Below are 21,217 nucleotides of genomic sequence, written 5' to 3' on the forward strand. Positions count from 1 at the left end.
AATCATTTCGCGATGACCTCGCCGTCGCTATCGAGTGGAAATCGTTGGAACTCTGGCCCTCACCATTTCCTTAGAAGGCAGCGATATCCAACGCTTTGCTTCCGTCAAGATGCTTGCGTCTTCCGCCCGTTTGGTGAAATGCAAACCCAAATTAGCTGGTTAGGTCTTCGGCACCCAAGGCAACAAAATCGGCAATGGCTGCTTGTCGCGAGACTGCGAACAAATTGTCCGTTCCAGGACATTCTGAACCGGACAAAGTTAGGCATGTTGTATGTGGGCGGTTTCGCGAGGACAAGTACAGTTTAGTAATTATTCCAAATTAAATGAAGCTGAGAGCAGCGGTCATTCTGGTATTTTTAGGGCATTAGATACAGGACATTTTTGTGCCCAAGATAGGGGTAATTCGTGCAAACATCGGCATTAAAAGGATTTTCTTGGAGAGCGAAGTCTAAACATAATCGCTTGATCGACCTCACATTAGGTCGCTTAACCACACATTAAGGCACCCTAGTACAGTGCCCTCCGGAGGCAAAGGTCTCAGGTTCGAATCCTGACGGGCGGGCCATCTTGCTCAATGAAGCCTCGCCATGTGCGGGGCTTTTTTGTGAACGACGGTTTGATCGTTAGCTTTGATGAGAACCTGCGTTCGACAACTCGCACAACGCGTTGCGAGTCCATTCTGTGCATCCTTACCCCTGAGTGGAAAAGTCCACCAATCAATTCCGAAACGATACCTGTGGTCGCATTTCCGCCCGTAATTACTAACATAACAGTCTGCCGATTCCTTCTAGAGCAGCTATTCTATGACTGGCTCGACCGAATATTGATACCACAACACATGGGTGGCTCGTTTGTTTTAGCTGCAAAGAAACAGGATCTCTATTTCCTATGACAGACTGTAGAACCATGACGTTTTCATCAAAAGCCATATCCACGCTCGCTCTGGCCCTACTGGCCTTTGCGGGCAACATGCTCAACTTGCCGCTATTTTTTGGCGTGCATTTTATATTTGGTTCTGTAGCCGTCATGGTCGCCGTGAAATTGCTGGGGCTATGGCCCGCACTATGGGTTGCGCTGTCGGGCGGCGCCTATACCTGGGTGCTCTGGGGTCACCCCTACGCCATGCTGACGTTTACACTCGAAGCGATCATCGTCAGCCTGCTGTATCGGCGTGGCATGCAGAACCTGGTGCTGGCAGACCTCGCTTTCTGGCTTGTGGCGGGGCCAACTCTGGTACCACTGCTATATATAGGCGTGATCGGTATAGATACGTCCTCTGCCGTCATGATTGCCCTGAAGCAGTCCCTGAACGGCCTGTTCAATGCGCTGGTCGCAGGGATTCTGGTTCAAGTGATGGTTTGGCGGCTCCAGAACGGCTCTGTCAGTTGGTTGCCCGCTCATATCCGGTTAAACGAGCTGCTTTTTCACGCTCTATTGATTCTGACCCTTATCGCCGGCACGACTCCGGTCATTCTCAGCAGCTCCGCCGAGAAAACCGAACAGGAGCAGGTGTTGGCCGGGCAATTGAAACGAGTGCTTAACGAGGCACAGGAGACTCTCCAGCGACAACCCGATGCCTCGCCAATCCTTAAAAGTGAATTATTGCGGTACTCGAAAAGCGATGACGTATCGAGTATCGCGCTGCTGAATCGCCAGGGTGAACCCATTGCGCAGGCTGGGAAGGTAAACGCTTTTTCACCAGGAGAGGTGCAGCAACTAAGTGGCGCGGACAACCTGGCCATCTGGCTGCCGGATTTCGAAGGCAGTCTTGTGAGCCGCTGGAAAGCCGGCCAATATCATTATCGGCTTCCTGTCACCGGGCTTCCCGATGGTACCGAGCTAATGGCTGAGAGGCCTGCAGCGCCATTGATACAAGCCATTGAAACTCAACGCAATAAAAGCTTCGCGTTTCTGGCGGGAATGACGTTACTGAGCATCCTGGCCAGCTTTTTTCTGAGTCGCGTCCTGACTCTCCCCTTGTCGCGACTCAACAAGGCCAGCAGGCACCTGCACGACAAAATACGTCATCAAAGGCAATCCGAGCTACCCGACAGCAGGGTTCATGAGTATGCGAGTCTGTCTGCCTCACTCAAAAGCATGAGCGATACGCTTACCCATACGTTCGCCGAACTGGATAACGCAAGGGCCAATCTAGAGCTGGAAGTCAAAACTCGCACCCGAGAACTGGTCAATACGTCCGCGATGTTGAGCAATGTACTGGAAGCTTCCACAGAGATGGCGATTATCGCAACCGATACCGACGGCACAATCACCCTGTTCAATAAAGGGGCTGAAAACCTTCTAGGGTACAGTTCAAGCTCGATGGTCGGCACTCATAGCCCGGCCCTGTTTCACCTCTCTTCTGAGATTGAAGAACGATCCCAAGAGCTTTACGAGGAAACCGGCGAGACAGTCTCAGGCTTTGATGTGCTCGTACAACGCCCTCTGCACGAAGGCTCGGAAACCCGCGAATGGTCCTATGTAAACAAGCTGGGGAAGCAGATTCCGGTCATGTTGACGGTCACACCGATCCGGGACGACGTTGATAGGATTACAGGTTTTCTGGGTATCGCTCAGGACATCACCGAGCGTAAGCGCCTTGAGCAAATGAAGACTGAGTTTATTTCTACGGTAAGCCATGAATTGCGCACGCCGCTTACATCCGTAAGCGGCGCCATCGGACTCGTGCTGGGCGGGCGGTTAGGTGATATACCCGAAAAGGCACAGGAATTATTGAATACCGCACAACGTAACAGCGAGCGGCTGGCGCATCTGATTAACGATTTGCTGGATACCGATAAAATTGCGGCGGGTAAGATTCATTTCGACATGCAAGTGACGCCAATCATACCAATACTTGAGCAATCACTAGAGGAAAACAGAACTTACTGTGCTGAGCAAAACCTAAAACTGGTGTTAACCCGCAAGCTGACCCAAACCAGCGTCAAGGTCGATGTACAGCGACTGAAACAGGTGCTGGCCAACCTATTGTCCAATGCCATCAAATTTTCTCCCGACGGCGGTACCGTCAGCATTGAAGCGACCAGCACTGATACCGACATCACGGTCAGTGTGGTTGATCAGGGGCCCGGTATTCCCGAGGACTTCCAACATAAGGTGTTTCAGAAATTTGCTCAGGCCGACAGCTCCGACACGCGCCAGAAAGGCGGCACTGGCCTGGGGTTGGCCATAACCCGTGAACTCGTTAAACGCATGGGCGGAACCATTGGCTTTGAAACGACCGAAGGAAAAGGGACTCGTTTTTTCTTTACGCTTCCAGCGGTACGATCAGCCCAAGCGATACCGATACCCGTTCATCTGGGTGCACGCCAACCTGCTCAAGCGTCACCCCGAATATTGATCGTGGAAGATGATCCGGATGCTGCCGAACTTCTGAAAATCATGCTGGGAGGGGTCGGGTACCAGGTGGCAGTCTGCCACACTGGCTTGGAGGCCCTTGAAGCGGTGAACAAGGGTGATTATGACCTGATCAGCCTGGACCTGATATTGCCGGACATCGGTGGACTCGACATTATCCGACGGCTGAAGGAGCATGCTGACACGGCAAACATACCTATCGTGGTGGTGTCTGCGAAAGTGAAGCAGGGAAAGCTTGAACTTAATGGCGAGGCGAACAATATCGCCTGGCTGCCAAAACCCATCCAACATCAGAAACTGATTGATCTGGTGCAACATCAATTATCGGACGGCGGGCTCGCGAAAATACTGCACATAGAAGATGATGCAGATTTGCACCATGTCATATCAGCCATGGTCAGTGATCGGTTGATTATGGACCGGGCGGGAACCATTGCCAGCGCCAAAGCTCTGTTAAAGCAGCACGCTTACGATGCGATATTGCTGGATATTGGCCTGCCGGACGGCTCAGGATTGGATCTGATCCCGGATATTCAACACGAGCAACCTTATGCGGCAATCGTCATACTGTCGGGCGACGACGTCAGTAAAGAAAAGCACAATACCGTTGGAGCAGTTTTGCTGAAAAACCGCCTGACAACGGAACAACTCGTCAATGTTATTGAAAGCCGCATTCATGGAAGCCAGCCATGAGCTTCAATGGCCTTCGGCAGCATGAGGCAGGTCGTTATTTTCAAAGGCATGACGCCTAGACGTCCGCGGGGCCTTCGGATTCCATCTTGCCCCGCACCCAAGCTGCCCGAACACGCTCCGAAACCACGCCGGCTAAAAGCCCGAAAAACGGATCAGCCCAGACGGTCACCAGTGCGGTTATCGCAATGACCGGCCAACAAGACGGTTTGGCGGCCCAGAGACGCCTGGACACAGCAAGTTCAACGGCGGTTACCAACAACAAGGCTCCCAGACCCGCCACCGGAATGGCGGCAATAAATGACAAGCCGCCCGGCAGGAAAGCAACCATGAGCAAAACGGTTCCCAGCAGAACTGGCGCCATGCCGGTCCTGGCACCGAAACGGTGGTGCGCGGCCACGCCTCCGGCGCCATGACACATGGGCAAGGCACCGAGCGGAACGAGAAAAAGGTTTGCCAAACCCGTCGTCACCGACAGCCGGGCTGGCGTCACGCGGTGTGATTGATCGCCGAAGTAATCCCCTGCCACCAGGGCCGTCAGTACAACGGCATTGGTGATCGTTAGCGCCAGTTGAGGGAACACCAGCATGGACATCGCCTGCTGCCAATCGTCTTTGCCTGGCAGTTGAGGGAGTGCGAATGGTAACGAATCTGCTGCAGGCAGCGTGAGTCCCGGCGCCCCCAGTACCGCGCCGATCGCTAACGCGACACCTAGCCCTATCAGGGCTGCTGGCCAGTTCGGCGACACCTTGAGGGTGATGACCAACACCGCCAGGGTGATCACACCCGACGGCAAGGACGTGGCCATCAACCCCAGGCTCATGCTGGCCAACAGCAACCCCAATCCCAACTGAAGGCCGCTCAATACCGAGCCGGGCACAAGACGTGCCACCCGGTTGATCCATCCGGTGGCACCCAGCAGCAACAGTATGGCTCCGATCAGCACACCGCTGGCGACCAGACTCTGGGACGTCACCTCGGTGGTCAGCAACAACGCAGCAACCGCTTTCATGGGTTGTACCGGTATCGGCAGCCGATAGTACAACCCCGTTGCAATGTAGAACGCGGCAAACCCCAGCAGTACGGGTATCGGTGCCAACCCTGCCACGCCAATTGCTCCAAGACTCAGTGGCAGCAAGGTACCGATGTCACCCAGCGCCCCGCTGATCTCCTTCACTGAATCTTTCGGGTTCAAGGGCATGCGCGCTCCTGATTCATTGGCCTGTTTTTATTAACGTTATTATTGGCAACTCTCACGCGTTATAGACGACATGTCCCAACTCAGTGATGTCGTAACCGCCCAACGCTTCGGCGCGCTGGACAAAGCGCTCGCTACCGGCAAACGCCAGCAGCCTCTGCATGGCCGGATCAAAATAGTGGCGCCTGCGCATGGCCAGATCAAAATGCTCCTGCTGCAGAGGTATAAAAGCGAGCCCCTGGCGCCGCGCCGCCGCTTCGATTCCCACGCCAACATCCGATTCGCCCTGTCGAATGGCCAAGGCGAGATCGTCTTCGCTGAGCGACGGATGTGTTGCCCACGTGAGGTTTCCGGCATCGATTCGGTGCCGAGCAAGCAAGCTCTGCAGTAAATGGCTGACACCGGCATCAGGCTGTCGATGCGCGAGACGTATACCCGGGCGGGTGATATCCTCCAAACGGGCGAGTCGGTGAGGGTTATCGGCGGCTAACAGGAGCCCCTGCTGGCGCTTCGCCCAGCGAATCAGCACCAGGTCACGCATGCCGCTCAGCCCCAATGTGACAGGATCATTGTAGTCCCGGCTGTCAGCGTGCCAGATATGCATCCCCGCGAGCATTGCGCGACCGGCGATTAACCGTTGTACGCCATCACCACTCCCCTGACACAGCAGCGCCAGTTCCGCGCCGCTCTCTTTCACCGCCCACTCCAACAATGGATCCTGGCTGCCTGCCAGGACTGGCGGGGTCGGCGAACTGACGGCGTCGTCGCCCTCCAGATGATTCATCAACCACAGATCAATACGCTGACGTGGAAACAACAGCTTTCCAGTCACCCGCACACAAGGAATAACGCCCTGGCTGACCAGGTCATAGACTTTGCGCTCTTTCAGGCGCAGATACTCGGCAGCTTCGGCCGTGGTGAGGTAAGCGGGAAGCGTCATTAATGTCTCCTGCCGCCTGGAAAAGCACTAAACTGTTTTTAGCTGCATATTTTTCAACAGGCTGTGCAAAGCGTAGTCAGAAACTCCACGATGCTCAATAACAAGGAGACGCAGCTGTGGAAAATAATGCGTTTTACGTAGCGCTGTCGCTACTGCTAAACCTCGACGCTTCGCTCTTTCAGATCGTGGCGCTTTCGCTGCAGGTGTCGCTTCTGGCGGTACTGATCGCGGCCGTTCTGGGATTCCCTCTCGGTGCTGCGGTGGCACTGTGGCGCTTCCCCGGGCGCGGCATCATGATTGTCGTGCTCAATGCCTTGATGGGGCTGCCTCCGGTGGTGGCCGGGCTCGCTGTCTACTTACTACTCTCGAGAGCCGGTCCTCTGGGTGAGTGGGGGTTTCTTTTCACACCGGGGGCCATGGTCATTGCCCAGGTGGTGCTGGTGTTACCGATTCTGGCTGCGCTCTCGCGCCAGAAGGTGGAAGAGCTTCTGGGTGAGTACCGCGAGCAGTTTATGTCACTGGGCATGTCGCGCTCACGCATGATGCCCACCCTGCTGTGGGACGCCCGTTTTGCGTTATTGACCGTTCTGCTCGCCGGCTTTGGCCGCGCCAGCGCCGAAGTGGGCGCGGTGATGATGGTGGGGGGTAATATTGATGGGGTCACGCGGGTCATGACCACCGCCATAGTGCTGGAAACCGGCAAGGGCAACCTGCCCCTGGCACTGGGACTGGGGATCGTACTACTGGCGCTGGTCATGTTGATCAACACAGGCGCCTATTTGGTGGGTGAACTGACCAGAAGGCGGATAGGATGACGTCGTTTAACGTTCCGCTGCTTGCCTCGGCCGCCCTGCTCCCGCCACCAACACTGCGTTTTGATGGTGTCGCCTTCAGCCAGCAGGGTAAGGCGCTGCTGGGCCCCTGCTCATTCACCCTGAACGGCACCGGCCCCACTCTGGTGATGGGGCCAAACGGGGCGGGCAAGAGTCTTCTGTTACGGCTGGCTCACGGTTTGCTCTCACCCACTCAGGGACAGGTGGCCTGGTCAAGTGAGGGGTGCCCCCGCCAGGCAATGGTATTCCAGCAACCGGTACTGTTGCGCCGCTCGGCCGTCGCCAATCTCATTCACGCGTTGGCGGTGAATAATGTCCCCCGCAAGACACGTACAAAGATCGCCTGGGAAGCACTCGAGCATTTTGGGCTGACCCCGTGCGCAAACACGCCCGCGCGCGTGCTCTCCGGCGGCGAGCAACAGCGCTTGGCACTGGCCCGTGCCTGGGTACTTGCCCCCCAGGTGCTGTTTCTGGATGAACCTACCTCCGCACTCGACCCGGCGGCGATTAAAGGCGTGGAGGCCGCGGTACGCGAGTTCCATCAGCGGGGAACGCGCATCGTCATGACCACTCACGATCTGCATCAGGCGAGGCGCCTTGCCGGGGATGTGTTGTTTCTCTCTGGCGGGAAAGTGTGTGAACACACCTCTGCCGAAACCTTTTTCATTAGCCCCGTCTCGCGGGAGGGGCAAGCGTTTATTGCCGGAGAACTGGTGGAATAGTTCGGCCCTGACGGTTTTGCCGACGCGTTACTCATTGCACGTTCGATACACGCGAAAGGAGACAAAAAGATGAGAAAGGCACTAATCCTTGCACTCGCAAGTGTCACCAGCATGGGCCTGGCGTTCAACGCACTCGCCGATGACTACATCACTCTGGCCTCAACGACTTCCACCCAGAACTCGGGGCTGTTCGACGCCATTTTACCGCAGTTCGAAGAGGCCACCGGCATCGACGTGCGGGTGGTGGCGGTGGGCACCGGTCAGGCGTTTGAAATCGCCCGCCGCGGCGACGCCGACAGCCTCCTGGTGCACGATACCGCCGGGGAAAAACGATTTGTCGACAACGGCTTCGCCAGCGAGCGGGCTGATGTCATGTACAACGATTTCGTGTTGATTGGCCCTGCGGACGATCCGGCGAATATCGGGAAAGCACAAAGTGCCGCCGAGGCCTTCGCGGCGATTGCCCACGCCAAGGCACCCTTCACCTCACGCGGCGATGACAGCGGCACCAACCGCGCCGAGCTGCGCCTCTGGGAGAACGCCGGCGTCAAACCCGACGGCGACTGGTACCGCGAACTCGGTAGCGGCATGGGGCCAACGCTCAACACCGCTGCGGCCATGAATGCGTACGTGATGTCCGACCGCGCCACCTGGGTGGCGTTTGGCAATCGCCAAAACCTGACGCTGCTTTTTGCCGGCGACGAAGTGCTGTTCAACCAGTATGGTAGCTTGCTGATCTCCGAAGAGAAGCACCCGCACCTTAAACACAATCTGGCGAAGCAGTGGCATAACTGGCTGATTTCCGAGGATGGACAGCAGGCAATTGCGGACTTCGAGGTGGACGGACAACAGTTGTTTTTCCCGAATGCCAAATAGGCTAATCTCTGGGGACGTGCATCGAGCTTCAAGTCCGTGGCGTTCCTGGAAGAGCTATAACAACAATGACCATTAATCCGATACTACCCGACCCCAAAGACCCTCGTCTGTCCCGCGCCGTCGAGGGCGTTGATGAAAACGGTCAATCAAAATCCATCGGTGTGATTGAAGAGCGCCCCCTGACGATCTATCTGAACAGCCAAGAGATTGTCACCGCCATGACCATTGGCGATCACCCGGAGTATCTCGCCCTCGGTTTTCTCCTGAATCAGGGTATGCTGAAGGAAACCGATCAGGTCACCGGAATTGACTTCGACGAAGAGCTGGACGTCGCCGTAGTGCGTACCGCAGGTGTTACCGATGTTGAAGACAAACTGGAAAAGAAAACCCGCACGTCCGGCTGCGCCGTGGGCACGGTGTTCGGTGACATGATGGCAGGGCTTGACGGGTTGTCACTACCGGACACACCGGTGCACACCAGCACGTTTTACGATCTCTCCTACCAGATCAACCATACCCCCAGCCTGTACATGGAAACCGGTGCCATTCACGGCACGGTTCTGTGTCAGGACCGCCAGATTCTGGCGTACATGGAAGATGTCGGGCGCCATAACGCAGTGGATAAGATCGCAGGCTGGATGTACCTGAACGGAATCACCGCCGCCGACAAAGTCCTCTACACCACCGGCCGTCTGACCTCCGAAATGGTCATCAAAACGTCCCTGATGGGGATCCCGACCCTGATCAGCCGGTCCGGTTTTACCGCCTGGGGCGTCGATATTGCCCGGCAGGTCGGATTGACCCTGATCGGTCGTATGCGCGGTAAAAAGTTCACTTGCCTCAGCGGCCAGCACCGCCTGGTGTTCGATCAGGACTTGTCACAGGTTCCCGATGAGGACAAAAAGCACCGTCGAAAAGGGGCCGAGCATGACTGAGTGCGCGGTCATTCTGGCGGGCGGCCAGGCCAACCGGATGGGCGGCGGTGACAAGGGGCGATTGATGCTGGGTAATCAGTCGCTGATCCAACGTGTTATTGATCGAATCACGCCACAGGTGGACGCCGTGGTGTTGAACGCCAATGGCGACCTGAGCCGGTTCGATGATCTGGGGTTGCCGGTGGTGGCCGATTCCATCGGCGATTTTCCCGGCCCGCTGGCGGGGGTTCTGGCGGGCATGGATTGGGCGGCCGAACAGGGGCACGAGTGGTTGATCAGCGTCGCTGCGGACACCCCCTCATTCCCCCGGGATCTGGCCGCACGATTGGCCGGGCACGATACGCCAGTGGTTCTCGCGGCAACACCGGATCCGGAACGCGGCCGCCTGCCCCAGCCAACGTTTGGTCGCTGGCAGGTCGCGTTGCGAGATGATCTGCGAGCCGCCTTGCACGACGGCGTACGCAAGATCCGCCAGTGGACACAAGCCCAGGGAGAAACGCTGGTGGTGTTTGCTGAGGATGACTTTTTTAACATCAATACACCGGAAGACCTGGCCTGGGCGGAGAAGCACCTGAAGTGAATGTCATCGGCATTGTGGGCTGGAAGAACAGCGGAAAAACCACGCTGGCAGCGGCCCTGATTCGCGAGCTCTCCAGCAGGGGTTTAACGGTTAACTCGATCAAGCACGCCCATCACGGGGTTGATGTCGACCAACCCGATACCGACAGCTACAAGCACCGCGACGCCGGAGCGCGCGAGGTCATCCTGGCTGGCGGGCAGCGCTTTGCCATCATGCATGAGTTGCGCGGCGCTGAAGAGCCAACGCTGGATGAATTGCTGACCCGGCTGGGCTCCTGCGACTGGGTGGTGGTCGAGGGCTTCAAAACCCACGCACATCCCAAGATTGAAGTGCACCGGCGTGAGTCCGAGCGTGCGCCCCTGTACCCGGAGGACGCCAGCATCATTGCCCTGGTGGCCGACTATGCGGCGGATTTCCCGGGCCCTGTGTTCGACGTAAACAACATACCCGCCATCGCTGACTTTATTCTGAGCCCGGGGAAATCATGAACGGGAAAGCAACGACGCCACTTCGTAACGATTGTTTCGCCCTACCCCCGGGTGTGAACTGGACGCCGGTGGAAGAGGCGCTGGAACGATTGCGCTCGCGTTTACATCCGGTGGTGGGGGTGGAACACGCCGTTGCGCTGTCGCGGGTCAACGGTCGGATTCTGGCGAGCGATGTTCATGCCCCCCGCGCCCATCCCCCGAGCAACAATTCCGCAGTCGATGGCTATGCCTTCGCAGGGCCGCTGACAGACGTGCCCTGCACCCTGCCCCTGGTTGATGGCCGCAGTGCCGCCGGGGAACCGTATATGGGCAATGTACCCGCGGGCCACGCCATCCGGATTCTGACCGGCGCGGTGATGCCGGCCGGCGCGGATACCGTGGTCCTCGAAGAAGACTGCGAGGTCATCAATGGTCACCTGCATCTAAACGGTACGTTGAAAGCGGGCGCCAATGCCCGCAAAGCCGGCGAGGACATCAAGGCACAGGATCGAATCCTCACGGCAGGCACTCGTCTGACCCCAACCCAGATTTCAGTACTTGCCAGTGTGGGCATCGAATCAGTGGATGCCTATCAGCAGCTGCGCGTCGGCGTTTTATCCACGGGCGATGAAGTAAAGCCCGTCGGCTCAGCGGTCACCGACTGGCAAATCTATGACGCCAACCGCCCGATGCTGAGCGCCCTGGTGACGCAACTCGGCTACGAGTTGGTGGACCTGGGCCATGCCCTCGACCGCGCCGAAGCAGTCGAAGCGGCGTTGGAGCGAGGCGCGGAACAGTGCGACCTGATCCTGACCAGCGGTGGTGTGTCTGCCGGCGACGAGGATCACGTGTCGAAAACGCTGAAAGCACACGGTGACATCAGTAACTGGCGCATTGCCATCAAACCGGGCCGCCCACTGGCGCTGGCCATGTTCCGGGGAACGCCGGTGGTGGGTCTGCCAGGAAACCCGGTCGCCGCCTGGGTCTGCGCACTGCGTTTTGGCGCGCCAGCAATGGCATTGCTGGCAGGCGGAACCTGGTTCGAACCTCAGGGCTACCTCATGCCCGCTGGTTTCTCCAAGAACAAGAAACCGGGGCGTAGCGAGATGTTGCGGGCCCGCGTTCGGGATGGGCAGGTTGAAGTATTTGGCTCTGAGGGCTCTGGACGGGTAACCGGCCTGGCCTGGTCCGAGGGTTTGGTGGAGTTGGACGAAAGCGCCCAGCAGATAGAACCGGGCACCCTGGTGCGGTTTATTCCCTATGGCAGTTTCGGACTGTAATCAGTCAACGCTGCCATGCACGGCAAAGGCCTCCAGCGAGGCATCCTGCGGGGCCCGGGAACGATAGGTTTCCTCAACACCCAATTCGGTGAGCGTGCGGCTGACCATCAAAAGCGTGTTGTCCTCGAAGTCCTCACACATGTTGCGCATTTGGTCGATTTCTTCGCAGGCGACCGGATAGGCCGCATCGATACCCGGTGCGCCGTAACACTCAACAAACGTCTGCGCGAGGATCTGACGTAACTGCTCCAATTCCGCGTCGGTGATGTCGCACACGCCCACAAAAGTGGCGCGACCGCCTGACTCGATGCTGTACCAACCATTGCTGAAGGCCTGCCGGGCCTTCCCCTTCAGGTCCGCCTCGGTCCAGTTGGAGAACTCAAACCCACCGGAGATCGCCCATTCACCGCTGGGAGCCGGCACATCAAATACATTGTCATCGGATACATCCAGTCGCAGGGTTCGGGCCAGTTTCATACGTGCTCCGCGAATTCGATCAAACTCACTGTTTCGGTCATAACATCTTGGCGCAACAGCATTCGGCCCTTTTCATCCAGGCCCACAAAGAGCCCGGGCTTTGGCAGGTCGATCATCTTGCCCAGGGTGTCACAGCGTGGCCGCCACTCATTGTGTATGCGTTCGAAACCACTGTCCATGTAGTAAGTCAGCCACAGCAATGTGTGTTTGGACCAGCTTTCCAGGAGCGCCATGGGCGTGATCTCAACACAGCCTTCCTCATGCAGACAGGTCTGGTTCGGCGTCTCGCCCGGCTCACCGCCCACCGGCAAAAAAGGTACATCAATGCCGACCACCAGCCAGTTCGGATGGGCACTGGGCTCTGACACATCCGCGGCAAAGCGGACACCGCCGCACACCGCGCCATTGACCTTGATACGGTCAGGCCATTGGAAGAACACTGGCACCTCGGGCGGGGCCAGCGCGCCAAGGCTTTCAGCCAGGCCTATCTGGGCCACGTAGACCACCTGGACAGCCTCTTCCAATGAGGTCTCCGGCGCCAGCACCAGGGCCGCACGCAAGACGTCCACCGCGTCGGAATAGAAGATCGTGCCGGAATCGACCCCGGCAATAGCACGGCTGACGGCCTTATCAAACGGATCCGTCTGGTTTGGTACCCATTCGCCCGTAAACAGCGGCGGCAAGCGCGGTGACACCGTCATCGCATGGCCTCGGCGTAGACATCAGAGGCGATAAGCTCATCGGCGATACGCTGGAAGGCCCTCGACTGAGGGCTATCCGGCTTCGACACCACAATCGGTACGCCGCCGTCCGAACCAACGCGGATATCCAGATCAAGCGGAATCTCGCCCAGGAATGGCGCGCCCAATTTTTCAGCCTCCGCCCTGGCGCCGCCGTGTCCAAACGGATGGTGCTCTTTGCCGCAGCCATCGCAGATAAAAGAGGCCATGTTTTCAATCAGGCCGAACAGCGGCACATCCATCCGTTTGAACATATCGATGCCTTTGCGCGCATCCATTAGCGCGATGTCCTGGGGGGTCGAGACCACCACCGCCCCTGCAACAAAGAATTTCTGGCTCAGGGTCATCTGGACATCACCGGTGCCTGGCGGCAGGTCCACCAACAGGACATCCAGCCTGCCCCAATCCACCTGGTTCATCATCTGTTGCAGGGCGCCCATCAACATGGGCCCACGCCAGACGATGGCTTCATCATCCGAGGCCATTAACCCCAGGGACATCAGGGTCACACCGTGATTGCGCAACGGCAGTATGGTATTCCCATCGGGGCTGGACGGCCGACCGGAAACGCCCAGCATACGGGGCTGGCTAGGGCCGTAGACATCGGCATCCAACAGGCCCACTTTCAGACCTTTCGAGGCCATTGCCACCGCGAGGTTAGAGGCCACGGTCGACTTGCCAACCCCTCCTTTACCGGAAGCAATGGCAATGATGCGATCAACCCCCTTCGGGTTTTTGTCCTGGGGCCGGGGGGCGTCGGTTCCAATCAGGTTCGGTTTTCCTACTTCGGTGTATTCAACCATGTTGTGTCCCGTTTCTATTTTAGCTGTCCAGGTAGTCGTCTCTGGTGCGAACCCTGGGGCGCTCTCCCCCCGCCAGGGGCGCGTTTTCCCCGTGGAACTGAGATTTCACCCGACAGTCGTCACACATCTTTATAAGCTGGACGTTATCAGCGTTTTTGTACATCCAGTGCTGGTTTTCCAGTTTTTCAACGATCCGGTTAATGGTGCTGGCGACACCGAAGGGCTTTCCACACTTGATGCATTCGAAAGGCTCCTCGCCGTGCAGTGTCCGGGCACTTAGCGCATCCTTGGACAGATCCAGTTGCGGCTTCAGGTTGATGGCAGTCTCGGGGCAGGTGCTTTCGCAAACGCCGCACTGAACACAGGCATTTTCCGTGAACTGAACCTCGGGCCGGTCGGGATGATCTCCCAAAGCGCCAGTGGGGCACAGCGACACACAGGCCAGACAGAGCGTGCATTTATCGGAATCGATTTCGATAGCGCCATAGGGCGCGCCCTGTGGCAGCGGAATCGGCGCTTCAACACCGTTTGCCATCGCACTGACGGTCACCCGTGTAATGTCACGGCGGCCGCCGACCAGTAATACGGGCTCGCTGACACGCCCCGCATTGTCCCCTTCTGCACTGAGCTCGTCAGCTGCAATCACCCGAATTCGGCTGGGCGAATGGTGGGCACCGCTCACCATCGCCTGAGCCAGTTCCACTTCCGCGGCAACGGCCTCGCGGTCAGTCTCGTTGTCCGCCAGCAGCAGAACTTCCGCATAGCCGGCGCCCAATGCGGCCAGGATCTCGGCATGGCCGATACGATCGATATGCTCAAGCCCCATCGGAATCAGATCGTCCGCCAACCCATCGCCGTACCGTGCCAGGTGCGCCATGACCTCACCGCCGGCATTCAGGGTATGAAACACCAGGCGTGGGGATTCTTCGGTATGTTCACGATACACCCTGGCCATCACGTCCACGGCTTTGGTCAGGGCTTCGAAAGGGCTTTCGTTCATGGTGATGGCTGAGGTCGGGCAAACAGCCGCGCAGGAGCCACAGCCGGCACAGATATCCGAATCAATCTGCACGTGGTCGCCGAACGAAAAAATGGCCTCTGTGGGGCAGACGTCCAGGCAGCGGGTACAGCCGGGTTTGTTGGCCCGGGAGTGGGCGCACAGGGATTCTTCCAACCTGAAGTAGACGGTTTTCTCGAACTCACCGACCCGCTCCCGGGCCGTCAGGGCAATACGCTCCAATTCCCCGGTTTTGGCGGGGTCGGCCCAGAAATAACCGTTGCGCTTCTGGTAGCTGGGAAAGGCCGGAGCGCCACCACGGAGGTCGATAAACACATCACACTCGCTGCGAGCGGTGGCTTGCACCTCGCCAAAACCCAGTGCACCACGGCCGGCGGGATTCAGGGTTTGCAACTGGGCAAACTCCATCCTGAAATGGCCCAGCGCGCCATAAGCTGACGTCAGCCGGCCCTTCGCCACGTCGTAGGCGGCAGAGGGTAGCTGTATGGGACCGGCGTCATTGACAATACAGGTAACCCCCAGCTCGTCCTGCACCAGCTCGGCCATCCTTATGGCCTGCTCAGTGGGGCCGACGATACAGCACACCCCACTGGAGCGGATCGTTTTTGCAGGCGCTATCGGAGCCGGCAGTTGGGCCGCAGCAACCAGGGCCGCTTGCTTGGCACGCTGACGTTTGGGGTTTGCGTTCGCGCTCCCCCAACCTGCCCGGTCCCGGATGTCGATGGTGCCCAGCGGCGCGGAATGCCCGGTTTCGGCCTGGACATCCTCGCCCAGACGCTCGAACAGGGCCGCCTGCTGGCCACAGGCAATGAGTATCTCTGCATCACCACCCAGGTGCTCAGCGGCCGTCTTCATGTCATGGCCGCACAATTGATCCACTGCGATTACCTGCTCAGCAGCTGCGGCCTTACGCAGTGCCTCTGGATCAAAGGACTGTGTTTTATCGCAGCTGCATAGCAGTAAGGTCTTATGTGCCGTCATCAGGAATCTGACTCTTTTCGTTGTTGTTATACGTATACGAAACACTATAGCTCTTCGAGCATGACACAGCCGTTTGTTTTAGGACAATTGAATAGTTGGATATTTTTTGACCTCCTGCTAGCTTGAAGGAATAACAAAAGAGAGCAGCCATGAGCAGTCGCACAGATCATTGGAAACGTGTGTTACAAGTCGGTGCCGTCGTTCGCCGGTCCCCTGGCGTGACCCAGTGGGCGCGGTATGTCTGGACGCCGGTGGCGGTCATACCGGGCGCACCGGAGGCATTCTGGAAAGAACTGATCCATGAAGGCGATGAGGTGGATTACCACGCAGGCACGGTGACCATGGAGCTCTTTCGCGCCGACGTGGAGGGCTATCTCGTGTCCCTGAACATGGCCGTTCCCTCCGTTTGGATTGTCATGGATAAGGACCAGACCGGTCACTCTCCCTCAGGGTGGGTCATCAGCTCCATTACCGCCAGTGCCCATGAGGCATTGGATGCCCAGGACAGTGGTGAAAGTATCGTCGAGCCCGTGCCCATTCCCGAGTCTCTGGCGGCCTGGATCAAAGAGTTTGTCGATATGCACTACATCGAAGAGCCCTTCAAGAAACGGCGCCGTGACAGTGTCCACGTTGATGGTATTGAAGACGCCAAAGGCGATCCGCGTATCCGTCAGGAAAGCGACGTCTTCCGCGCACCTGCCAACATCAAGAAACCGAGGATTCAGTGATGACTGAGTCACGCCTGCAGCGTTGGTCGCGCAAGAAAACAGAAACCGGCAAAAAGACCGAGCCGGCAGCACCTGTTTCAGTTGAGTCTGAACCGTCACCTGAAGAACAGGAACTCGCCATCAATCAGACTTTGCCCGAGCACGACGTATTGGAGAAGTACGGTTTACCCGATCCTGATGCCATCGAGCTGGGTACCGATATTACCGGGTTCATGCAAAAAGAAATCCCCGAGCTGCTGCGCCGCAGGGCCCTGCGGTCACTCTGGAAATCCAACCCTGTACTCGCCGTGCTGGACGGGCTCAATGACTACGATGAGGATTTCACGAACGCGGCGGCTGCGAAGGGGGCCGTAAAGACCCTCTACAAGGTGGGACAAGGGCTAATCGACCGGACCGCGAAGGTTGATGAGCCGGTTGATAGCCCGGCGGGGGATCGCACCGCAAAGCCGGCCGAGGCTTCGACAACCGTAGTGCCTCCGGAACCTGCAGGACTGCGCGAAACATCGGTTTCCGACATCGATGAGGCGCCATCAGATACTGATCGTCACACTCAATCAGTGCTCACCGAAACCGGGGAGAAACCGACGCCGCACTACCGCCCGCGAATGCGTTTTGACGAGTCATGAATATTAGCAACTGTAGTTGCGCCCGACACAAATCGGAGCTATACACAGTAGATCGGTGATTAAAAATTAGACAACAATAAACAAGCGACGAAATAAACAAGAAACAATAAGAGAGAGACGACTTGGCCAACACTGCGGAAGTTCAGTGCCCTCGCTCGATCAGCGACGAAGATCGAGCGAGGGCCCAAATGTATCAGTTGCTGGGTGTCTTGCTGGGCGGCCCACCTTCGAGTGAGCTGCTCCGGGGGCTGGCAACCCTAAAGGGTGACGACACTCCGATTGGATCCGCCTCCCGAAACCTCGCAGCCCTTGCCCAACGCACCTCGCCCAATGATGCCGAGAGGGAGTTCAACAACCTTTTCGTGGGCATCGGTCGCGGTGAATTACTGCCCTACACCAGTTACTACCTGACCGGTTTTCTCAACGAGAAGCCCCTTGCGAATCTGCGTAGTGATCTGATGGCCCGGGGCATCAAGGCAAGAGACAACGTTAAAGAACCCGAAGATCATATGGGCACGCTGTGCGAAATCATGGCCGGCATTATTGCGGGCGAATTCCTTTGTGACAGTGACCAGCCATCTCAAAAAGCCTTTTTCGACGCACACCTGGCAAAGTGGGCGGAACTGTTCTTTACCGATCTGGAACAAGCGCAAAGCGCGGTTTTCTACGCGCCCGTGGGTTCGCTGGGCCGGGCTTTCATGGCCGTTGAGGCCGATGCGTTTGCCATTCAATAACTGGGACCTGCCCGGTCCCTTAACTCAGGTGGAGGTGTCCAATGGACAACCCGAAACGTGAAAACAGCCGCCGCCGTTTCTTGAAGGTGGCAGCAGCTGCAGCGCCTGCGGCTGTTGCGCTGGCAGTCTCCCCCAACGCCGCAGCCGAGGTGGTGAAAGAAGCCCCGAAAAGCCGCGGGCTGCGTGACACTGAACACACACGTAAGTACTTCGAATCGGCTCGCTTTTAAGGAAGCGTGCGTCATTCAAGGTTGCGAAAGGCTCTTGAATGGCCACACCTCCGTAAAACGAGAATAAAAAGAGAGAGGTAATTGACATGTTAAGAAAGAAAACCAACGGGGTAGCGAAAGGCCCCCGTGCTGGTTCTTTACTTTCATCCCTCGCTGCCAAAACCATGGATCGTCGTGGTTTCCTGGCCGCCTCCGGTGTCACAGTGGGCGGTTTGGCAGCTTTGTCACTGACGCCTGGCCGAGTTGAGGCCGCAACCCCGTCGACGGGAGGCGGGGAAGTGATTCGCAAAAAGTCCGTGTGTACTCACTGCTCGGTTGGCTGCACGGTGATGGCGGAAGTCCAGAATGGCACCTGGATCGGGCAGGAGCCAGGTTGGGACAGTCCCTTCAACCTTGGCGCACATTGCGCCAAAGGCGCCTCCGTGCGCGAGCATGCTCACGGCGAACGCCGTCTCAAGTACCCGATGAAAATGGTCGGCGGACAATGGCAGAAAATCTCCTGGGACGAAGCGATCAACGAGATCGGTGACAAGATGCTGCAGATCCGCGACGAGAGCGGTCCGGACTCGGTTTACTGGCTGGGTAGCGCGAAGTTCTCCAACGAGGGCTCCTACCTCTTCCGCAAGTTTGCCGCCTACTGGGGCACCAACAACGTTGATCACCAGGCCCGGATCTGCCATTCGACCACGGTTGCCGGTGTAGCCAACACCTGGGGCTACGGTGCGATGACCAATTCGTACAACGACATCCACAATTCGAAAGCGATCTTCCTGATCGGCGGTAACCCTGCAGAAGCGCACCCGGTGTCTCTGCTGCACCTTCTGAAAGCCAAGGAAGAGAACAACGCACCGCTGATCGTCTGCGACCCGCGTTTCACACGCACTGCCGCCCATGCGGATGAGTATGTTCGGTTTCGTCCGGGTTCAGACGTCGCGCTGGTCTGGGGCCTGTTGTGGCACATCTTTGAGAACAGCTGGGAAGACAAGGAGTTCATCCGCACACGGGTGTACGGCATGGACGACATCCGGCAGGAAGTAAAGAAATGGAACCCTGAGGAAGTCGAGCGTGTAACCGGTGTGCCTGGAGCACAGCTTGAGCGCGTCGCTCGTACCCTGGCGAATAACCGCCCTGGCACGGTCATCTGGTGTATGGGTGGCACCCAGCACACCAATGGCAACAACAACACCCGCGCCTACTGTGTGCTGCAACTGGCACTGGGCAACATGGGCGCTCCTGGCGGCGGCACCAACATCTTCCGTGGCCATGACAACGTTCAGGGCGCCACTGACCTGGGTGTATTGGCCGATACCCTGCCCGGCTACTATGGCCTGGCCGCTGGCTCCTGGGCTCATTGGGCCCGCGTCTGGGAAGAGGACCTGGATTGGCTCAAGGGGCGTTTTGCCGTGTGGGACAAGGATGGCAAATCCAGAGCCATGATGAACGAGAAAGGCATTCCCGTATCGCGCTGGATTGACGGCGTTCTGGAAGCCAAGGAAAACCTGGAGCAGCCCGACAATACCCGGGCCATGGTGCTGTGGGGCCACGCGCCCAACTCGCAGACCCGGATGCTGGAAATGAAGGAAGCCATGGAAAAGCTCGACCTGCTGGTCGTGGTGGATCCCTTCCCTACTGTGTCAGCGGTGCTACATGATCGCAAGGACGGCGCCTACCTGTTGCCCGCCACCACCCAGTTCGAGACCTCGGGTTCAGTTACCGCTTCCAATCGTTCGCTGCAGTGGCGTGAGAAAGTCGTTGAGCCGTTGTTCGAGTCGAAGGTCGATCACGAAATCATAAAGCTGTTCGCGGACAAGTTCGGCTTCACCGATCGTATGTTCCGCAATATTGCCATTGAAGGCAATGAGCCGGTCGTCGAGGACATTACCCGCGAATTCAACCGTGGCATGTGGACCATCGGCTACACCGGTCAGTCGCCCGAGCGGCTGAAAAAGCACATGGCCAACCAGCACCACTTCGACAAGACCACACTGCGTGCGGTGGGTGGCCCCTGCGATGGTGATATCTACGGCCTGCCATGGCCGTCCTGGGGTACGCCGGAAATGAACCATCCGGGTACACACGTGCTTTACGACATGTCTTTGCCTGTGTCCAAAGGCGGCCTGACCTTCCGCGCCCGTTTTGGCGTTGAACGTAACGGCGAAAACCTGCTGGCGGACGGCGTTTACTCGAAAAACTCCGAGATCAAGGACGGGTATCCGGAGTTCACCATGCAGATGCTGATGGACCTGGGCTGGGATGGCGACCTGACAGCCGAAGAGCGTGCCAGCATTGATGCCGTTGCCGGCCCCGAAACCAACTGGAAAACCGACCTGTCTGGCGGCATCCAGCGTGTTGCGATCAAACACGAGTGCGCACCCTTTGGTAACGCCAAAGCCCGCGCCATCGTCTGGAACTTCCCGGACCCCGTGCCGCTCCATCGCGAACCACTCTATACCAACCGCCGTGACCTCGTGAAGGACTACCCGACCTACGAGGACAAGACCTTCTGGCGTGTCCCGACCCTATACGAGTCCATCCAGAAGAAGGACTTCAGTAAGGACTTCCCCATCATTCTGACCTCTGGGCGACTGGTGGAATACGAAGGTGGTGGTGACGAGACCCGGTCCAACCCCTGGCTGGCGGAATTGCAGCAGGAAATGTTCATTGAGGTAAATCCGCGTGATGCGAACAACATGAACATTCGTGACGGCAAGGATGTCTGGGTGTCTGGCCCGGAAGGTGCACGCATCAAAGTCAAGGCCATGGTGACCGAACGGGTCGGCGAGGGTGTCGCCTTCATGCCGTTCCACTTCGGCGGACACCTGGAGGGCAGGGATCTGAGGGACAAGTATCCGAAAGGCTCCGACCCTTACGTATTGGGTGAATCCACCAACACAGTTCAAACATACGGGTATGACTCGGTCACGCAGATGCAAGAGACCAAGTGCACCCTGTGTTCGATTATGCCGGCATAACAAGAGGTG

The 21,217-nt window shown here is 57.8% G+C and carries 19 protein-coding genes; 13 read left to right on the forward strand and 6 right to left on the reverse strand.

Annotated features, from left to right (window positions below):
• The first annotated feature begins 888 nt into the window (after positions 1-888).
• Entirely contained in the window at positions 889-4,071 is a 3,183-nt protein-coding gene (locus tag MDG893_RS07880) for an ATP-binding response regulator (protein ID WP_208855178.1), read from the forward strand.
• Between the two features lie 55 nt (positions 4,072-4,126).
• Here MDG893_RS07880 and MDG893_RS07885 read toward each other — a convergent pair whose 3' ends face one another.
• Together MDG893_RS07885 and MDG893_RS07890 are read right to left on the reverse strand one after the other, a co-directional pair.
• Complete coding sequence (locus MDG893_RS07885) at positions 4,127-5,269, reverse strand: putative sulfate/molybdate transporter (protein ID WP_007153223.1); 1,143 nt, start codon at positions 5,267-5,269, stop codon at positions 4,127-4,129.
• Between the two features lie 52 nt (positions 5,270-5,321).
• Positions 5,322-6,206, reverse strand: a complete 885-nt coding sequence (locus MDG893_RS07890) for a helix-turn-helix transcriptional regulator (protein WP_007153224.1) — start codon at positions 6,204-6,206, stop codon at positions 5,322-5,324.
• A gap of 116 nt (positions 6,207-6,322) precedes the next feature.
• On the opposite strand from MDG893_RS07890, the gene MDG893_RS07895 reads away from it, so the two are divergent.
• The 7 genes from MDG893_RS07895 to MDG893_RS07925 all read left to right on the forward strand — a co-directional run bounded on the left by MDG893_RS07895 (position 6,323) and on the right by MDG893_RS07925 (position 11,899).
• Positions 6,323-7,021, forward strand: coding sequence for an ABC transporter permease (locus tag MDG893_RS07895; RefSeq protein WP_007153225.1), 699 nt, complete (start codon positions 6,323-6,325; stop codon positions 7,019-7,021).
• Positions 7,018-7,761 (forward strand): ABC transporter ATP-binding protein, encoded by a 744-nt coding sequence (locus MDG893_RS07900; RefSeq protein ID WP_007153226.1) that lies wholly within the window; start codon positions 7,018-7,020, stop codon positions 7,759-7,761. Before MDG893_RS07895 ends, MDG893_RS07900 begins: the two co-directional genes overlap by 4 nt.
• A gap of 69 nt (positions 7,762-7,830) precedes the next feature.
• Positions 7,831-8,637, forward strand: coding sequence for an ABC transporter substrate-binding protein (locus tag MDG893_RS07905; RefSeq protein ID WP_007153227.1), 807 nt, complete (start codon positions 7,831-7,833; stop codon positions 8,635-8,637).
• A gap of 65 nt (positions 8,638-8,702) precedes the next feature.
• On the forward strand, positions 8,703-9,572 hold the full coding sequence (locus tag MDG893_RS07910) for a formate dehydrogenase accessory sulfurtransferase FdhD (RefSeq protein WP_007153228.1): 870 nt from the start codon (positions 8,703-8,705) through the stop codon (positions 9,570-9,572).
• A complete protein-coding gene (gene mobA, locus MDG893_RS07915) occupies positions 9,565-10,152 on the forward strand; it encodes a molybdenum cofactor guanylyltransferase MobA (protein ID WP_007153229.1) in 588 nt (195 codons plus the stop codon). The genes MDG893_RS07910 and mobA overlap by 8 nt, the downstream gene beginning before the upstream one ends.
• On the forward strand, positions 10,149-10,640 hold the full coding sequence (gene mobB, locus MDG893_RS07920; RefSeq protein ID WP_007153230.1) for a molybdopterin-guanine dinucleotide biosynthesis protein B: 492 nt from the start codon (positions 10,149-10,151) through the stop codon (positions 10,638-10,640). Before mobA ends, mobB begins: the two co-directional genes overlap by 4 nt.
• On the forward strand, positions 10,637-11,899 hold the full coding sequence (locus MDG893_RS07925; protein WP_007153231.1) for a molybdopterin-binding protein: 1,263 nt from the start codon (positions 10,637-10,639) through the stop codon (positions 11,897-11,899). Before mobB ends, MDG893_RS07925 begins: the two co-directional genes overlap by 4 nt.
• On the opposite strand, the gene MDG893_RS07930 is transcribed toward MDG893_RS07925, so the two are convergent.
• Genes MDG893_RS07930 through MDG893_RS07945 form a run of 4 tightly spaced genes read right to left on the reverse strand, consistent with a single transcriptional unit; the run spans position 11,900 to position 15,918 of the window.
• Positions 11,900-12,376 carry a DUF6505 family protein gene (locus MDG893_RS07930; RefSeq protein WP_007153232.1) on the reverse strand — a complete coding sequence of 159 codons (477 nt, stop codon included), beginning with the start codon at positions 12,374-12,376 and terminating at the stop codon, positions 11,900-11,902.
• A complete protein-coding gene (locus MDG893_RS07935; RefSeq protein WP_007153233.1) occupies positions 12,373-13,077 on the reverse strand; it encodes a biotin/lipoate--protein ligase family protein in 705 nt (234 codons plus the stop codon). The genes MDG893_RS07930 and MDG893_RS07935 overlap by 4 nt, the downstream gene beginning before the upstream one ends.
• Positions 13,074-13,919, reverse strand: a complete 846-nt coding sequence (locus MDG893_RS07940) for an Mrp/NBP35 family ATP-binding protein (RefSeq protein WP_007153234.1) — start codon at positions 13,917-13,919, stop codon at positions 13,074-13,076. The genes MDG893_RS07935 and MDG893_RS07940 overlap by 4 nt, the downstream gene beginning before the upstream one ends.
• 19 nt (positions 13,920-13,938) lie before the next feature.
• Positions 13,939-15,918, reverse strand: a complete 1,980-nt coding sequence (locus tag MDG893_RS07945) for a 4Fe-4S binding protein (RefSeq protein WP_007153235.1) — start codon at positions 15,916-15,918, stop codon at positions 13,939-13,941.
• A 149-nt stretch (positions 15,919-16,067) separates the two neighbouring features.
• Here MDG893_RS07945 and MDG893_RS07950 point away from each other — a divergent pair, with 149 nt between their 5' ends.
• From MDG893_RS07950 to MDG893_RS07970, 5 genes are all read left to right on the forward strand, one after another.
• A complete protein-coding gene (locus MDG893_RS07950) occupies positions 16,068-16,646 on the forward strand; it encodes a DUF3305 domain-containing protein (RefSeq protein ID WP_007153236.1) in 579 nt (192 codons plus the stop codon).
• Positions 16,646-17,272: a DUF3306 domain-containing protein gene (locus tag MDG893_RS07955; protein WP_007153237.1), complete on the forward strand. Its 627-nt coding sequence runs from the start codon at positions 16,646-16,648 to the stop codon at positions 17,270-17,272. The genes MDG893_RS07950 and MDG893_RS07955 overlap by 1 nt, the downstream gene beginning before the upstream one ends.
• Positions 17,273-17,394: 122 nt before the next feature.
• Complete coding sequence (locus tag MDG893_RS07960) at positions 17,395-18,006, forward strand: TorD/DmsD family molecular chaperone (protein ID WP_040474423.1); 612 nt, start codon at positions 17,395-17,397, stop codon at positions 18,004-18,006.
• A gap of 41 nt (positions 18,007-18,047) precedes the next feature.
• Positions 18,048-18,236 carry a twin-arginine translocation signal domain-containing protein gene (locus MDG893_RS07965; RefSeq protein ID WP_007153239.1) on the forward strand — a complete coding sequence of 63 codons (189 nt, stop codon included), beginning with the start codon at positions 18,048-18,050 and terminating at the stop codon, positions 18,234-18,236.
• 86 nt (positions 18,237-18,322) lie between these two features.
• A complete protein-coding gene (locus tag MDG893_RS07970; RefSeq protein WP_007153240.1) occupies positions 18,323-21,208 on the forward strand; it encodes a formate dehydrogenase subunit alpha in 2,886 nt (961 codons plus the stop codon).
• Positions 21,209-21,217 lie beyond the last annotated feature (9 nt).

It is taken from the genome of Marinobacter algicola DG893 (genome assembly GCF_000170835.1).
Lineage (GTDB): Bacteria > Pseudomonadota > Gammaproteobacteria > Pseudomonadales > Oleiphilaceae > Marinobacter > Marinobacter algicola.

Coding starts and splice junctions, on each gene's coding strand:
- MDG893_RS07965 (WP_007153239.1), top strand. CDS start 18,048: ATGGACAACCCGAAACGTGAAAACAGCCGCCGCCGTTTCTTGAAGGTG.
- MDG893_RS07885 (WP_007153223.1), bottom strand. CDS start 5,269: ATGCCCTTGAACCCGAAAGATTCAGTGAAGGAGATCAGCGGGGCGCTG.
- mobA (WP_007153229.1), top strand. CDS start 9,565: ATGACTGAGTGCGCGGTCATTCTGGCGGGCGGCCAGGCCAACCGGATG.
- MDG893_RS07950 (WP_007153236.1), top strand. CDS start 16,068: ATGAGCAGTCGCACAGATCATTGGAAACGTGTGTTACAAGTCGGTGCC.
- MDG893_RS07910 (WP_007153228.1), top strand. CDS start 8,703: ATGACCATTAATCCGATACTACCCGACCCCAAAGACCCTCGTCTGTCC.
- MDG893_RS07940 (WP_007153234.1), bottom strand. CDS start 13,919: ATGGTTGAATACACCGAAGTAGGAAAACCGAACCTGATTGGAACCGAC.
- MDG893_RS07925 (WP_007153231.1), top strand. CDS start 10,637: ATGAACGGGAAAGCAACGACGCCACTTCGTAACGATTGTTTCGCCCTA.
- MDG893_RS07890 (WP_007153224.1), bottom strand. CDS start 6,206: ATGACGCTTCCCGCTTACCTCACCACGGCCGAAGCTGCCGAGTATCTG.
- MDG893_RS07930 (WP_007153232.1), bottom strand. CDS start 12,376: ATGAAACTGGCCCGAACCCTGCGACTGGATGTATCCGATGACAATGTA.
- MDG893_RS07970 (WP_007153240.1), top strand. CDS start 18,323: ATGTTAAGAAAGAAAACCAACGGGGTAGCGAAAGGCCCCCGTGCTGGT.
- MDG893_RS07880 (WP_208855178.1), top strand. CDS start 889: ATGACAGACTGTAGAACCATGACGTTTTCATCAAAAGCCATATCCACG.
- MDG893_RS07900 (WP_007153226.1), top strand. CDS start 7,018: ATGACGTCGTTTAACGTTCCGCTGCTTGCCTCGGCCGCCCTGCTCCCG.
- MDG893_RS07955 (WP_007153237.1), top strand. CDS start 16,646: ATGACTGAGTCACGCCTGCAGCGTTGGTCGCGCAAGAAAACAGAAACC.
- MDG893_RS07905 (WP_007153227.1), top strand. CDS start 7,831: ATGAGAAAGGCACTAATCCTTGCACTCGCAAGTGTCACCAGCATGGGC.
- MDG893_RS07935 (WP_007153233.1), bottom strand. CDS start 13,077: ATGACGGTGTCACCGCGCTTGCCGCCGCTGTTTACGGGCGAATGGGTA.
- MDG893_RS07945 (WP_007153235.1), bottom strand. CDS start 15,918: ATGACGGCACATAAGACCTTACTGCTATGCAGCTGCGATAAAACACAG.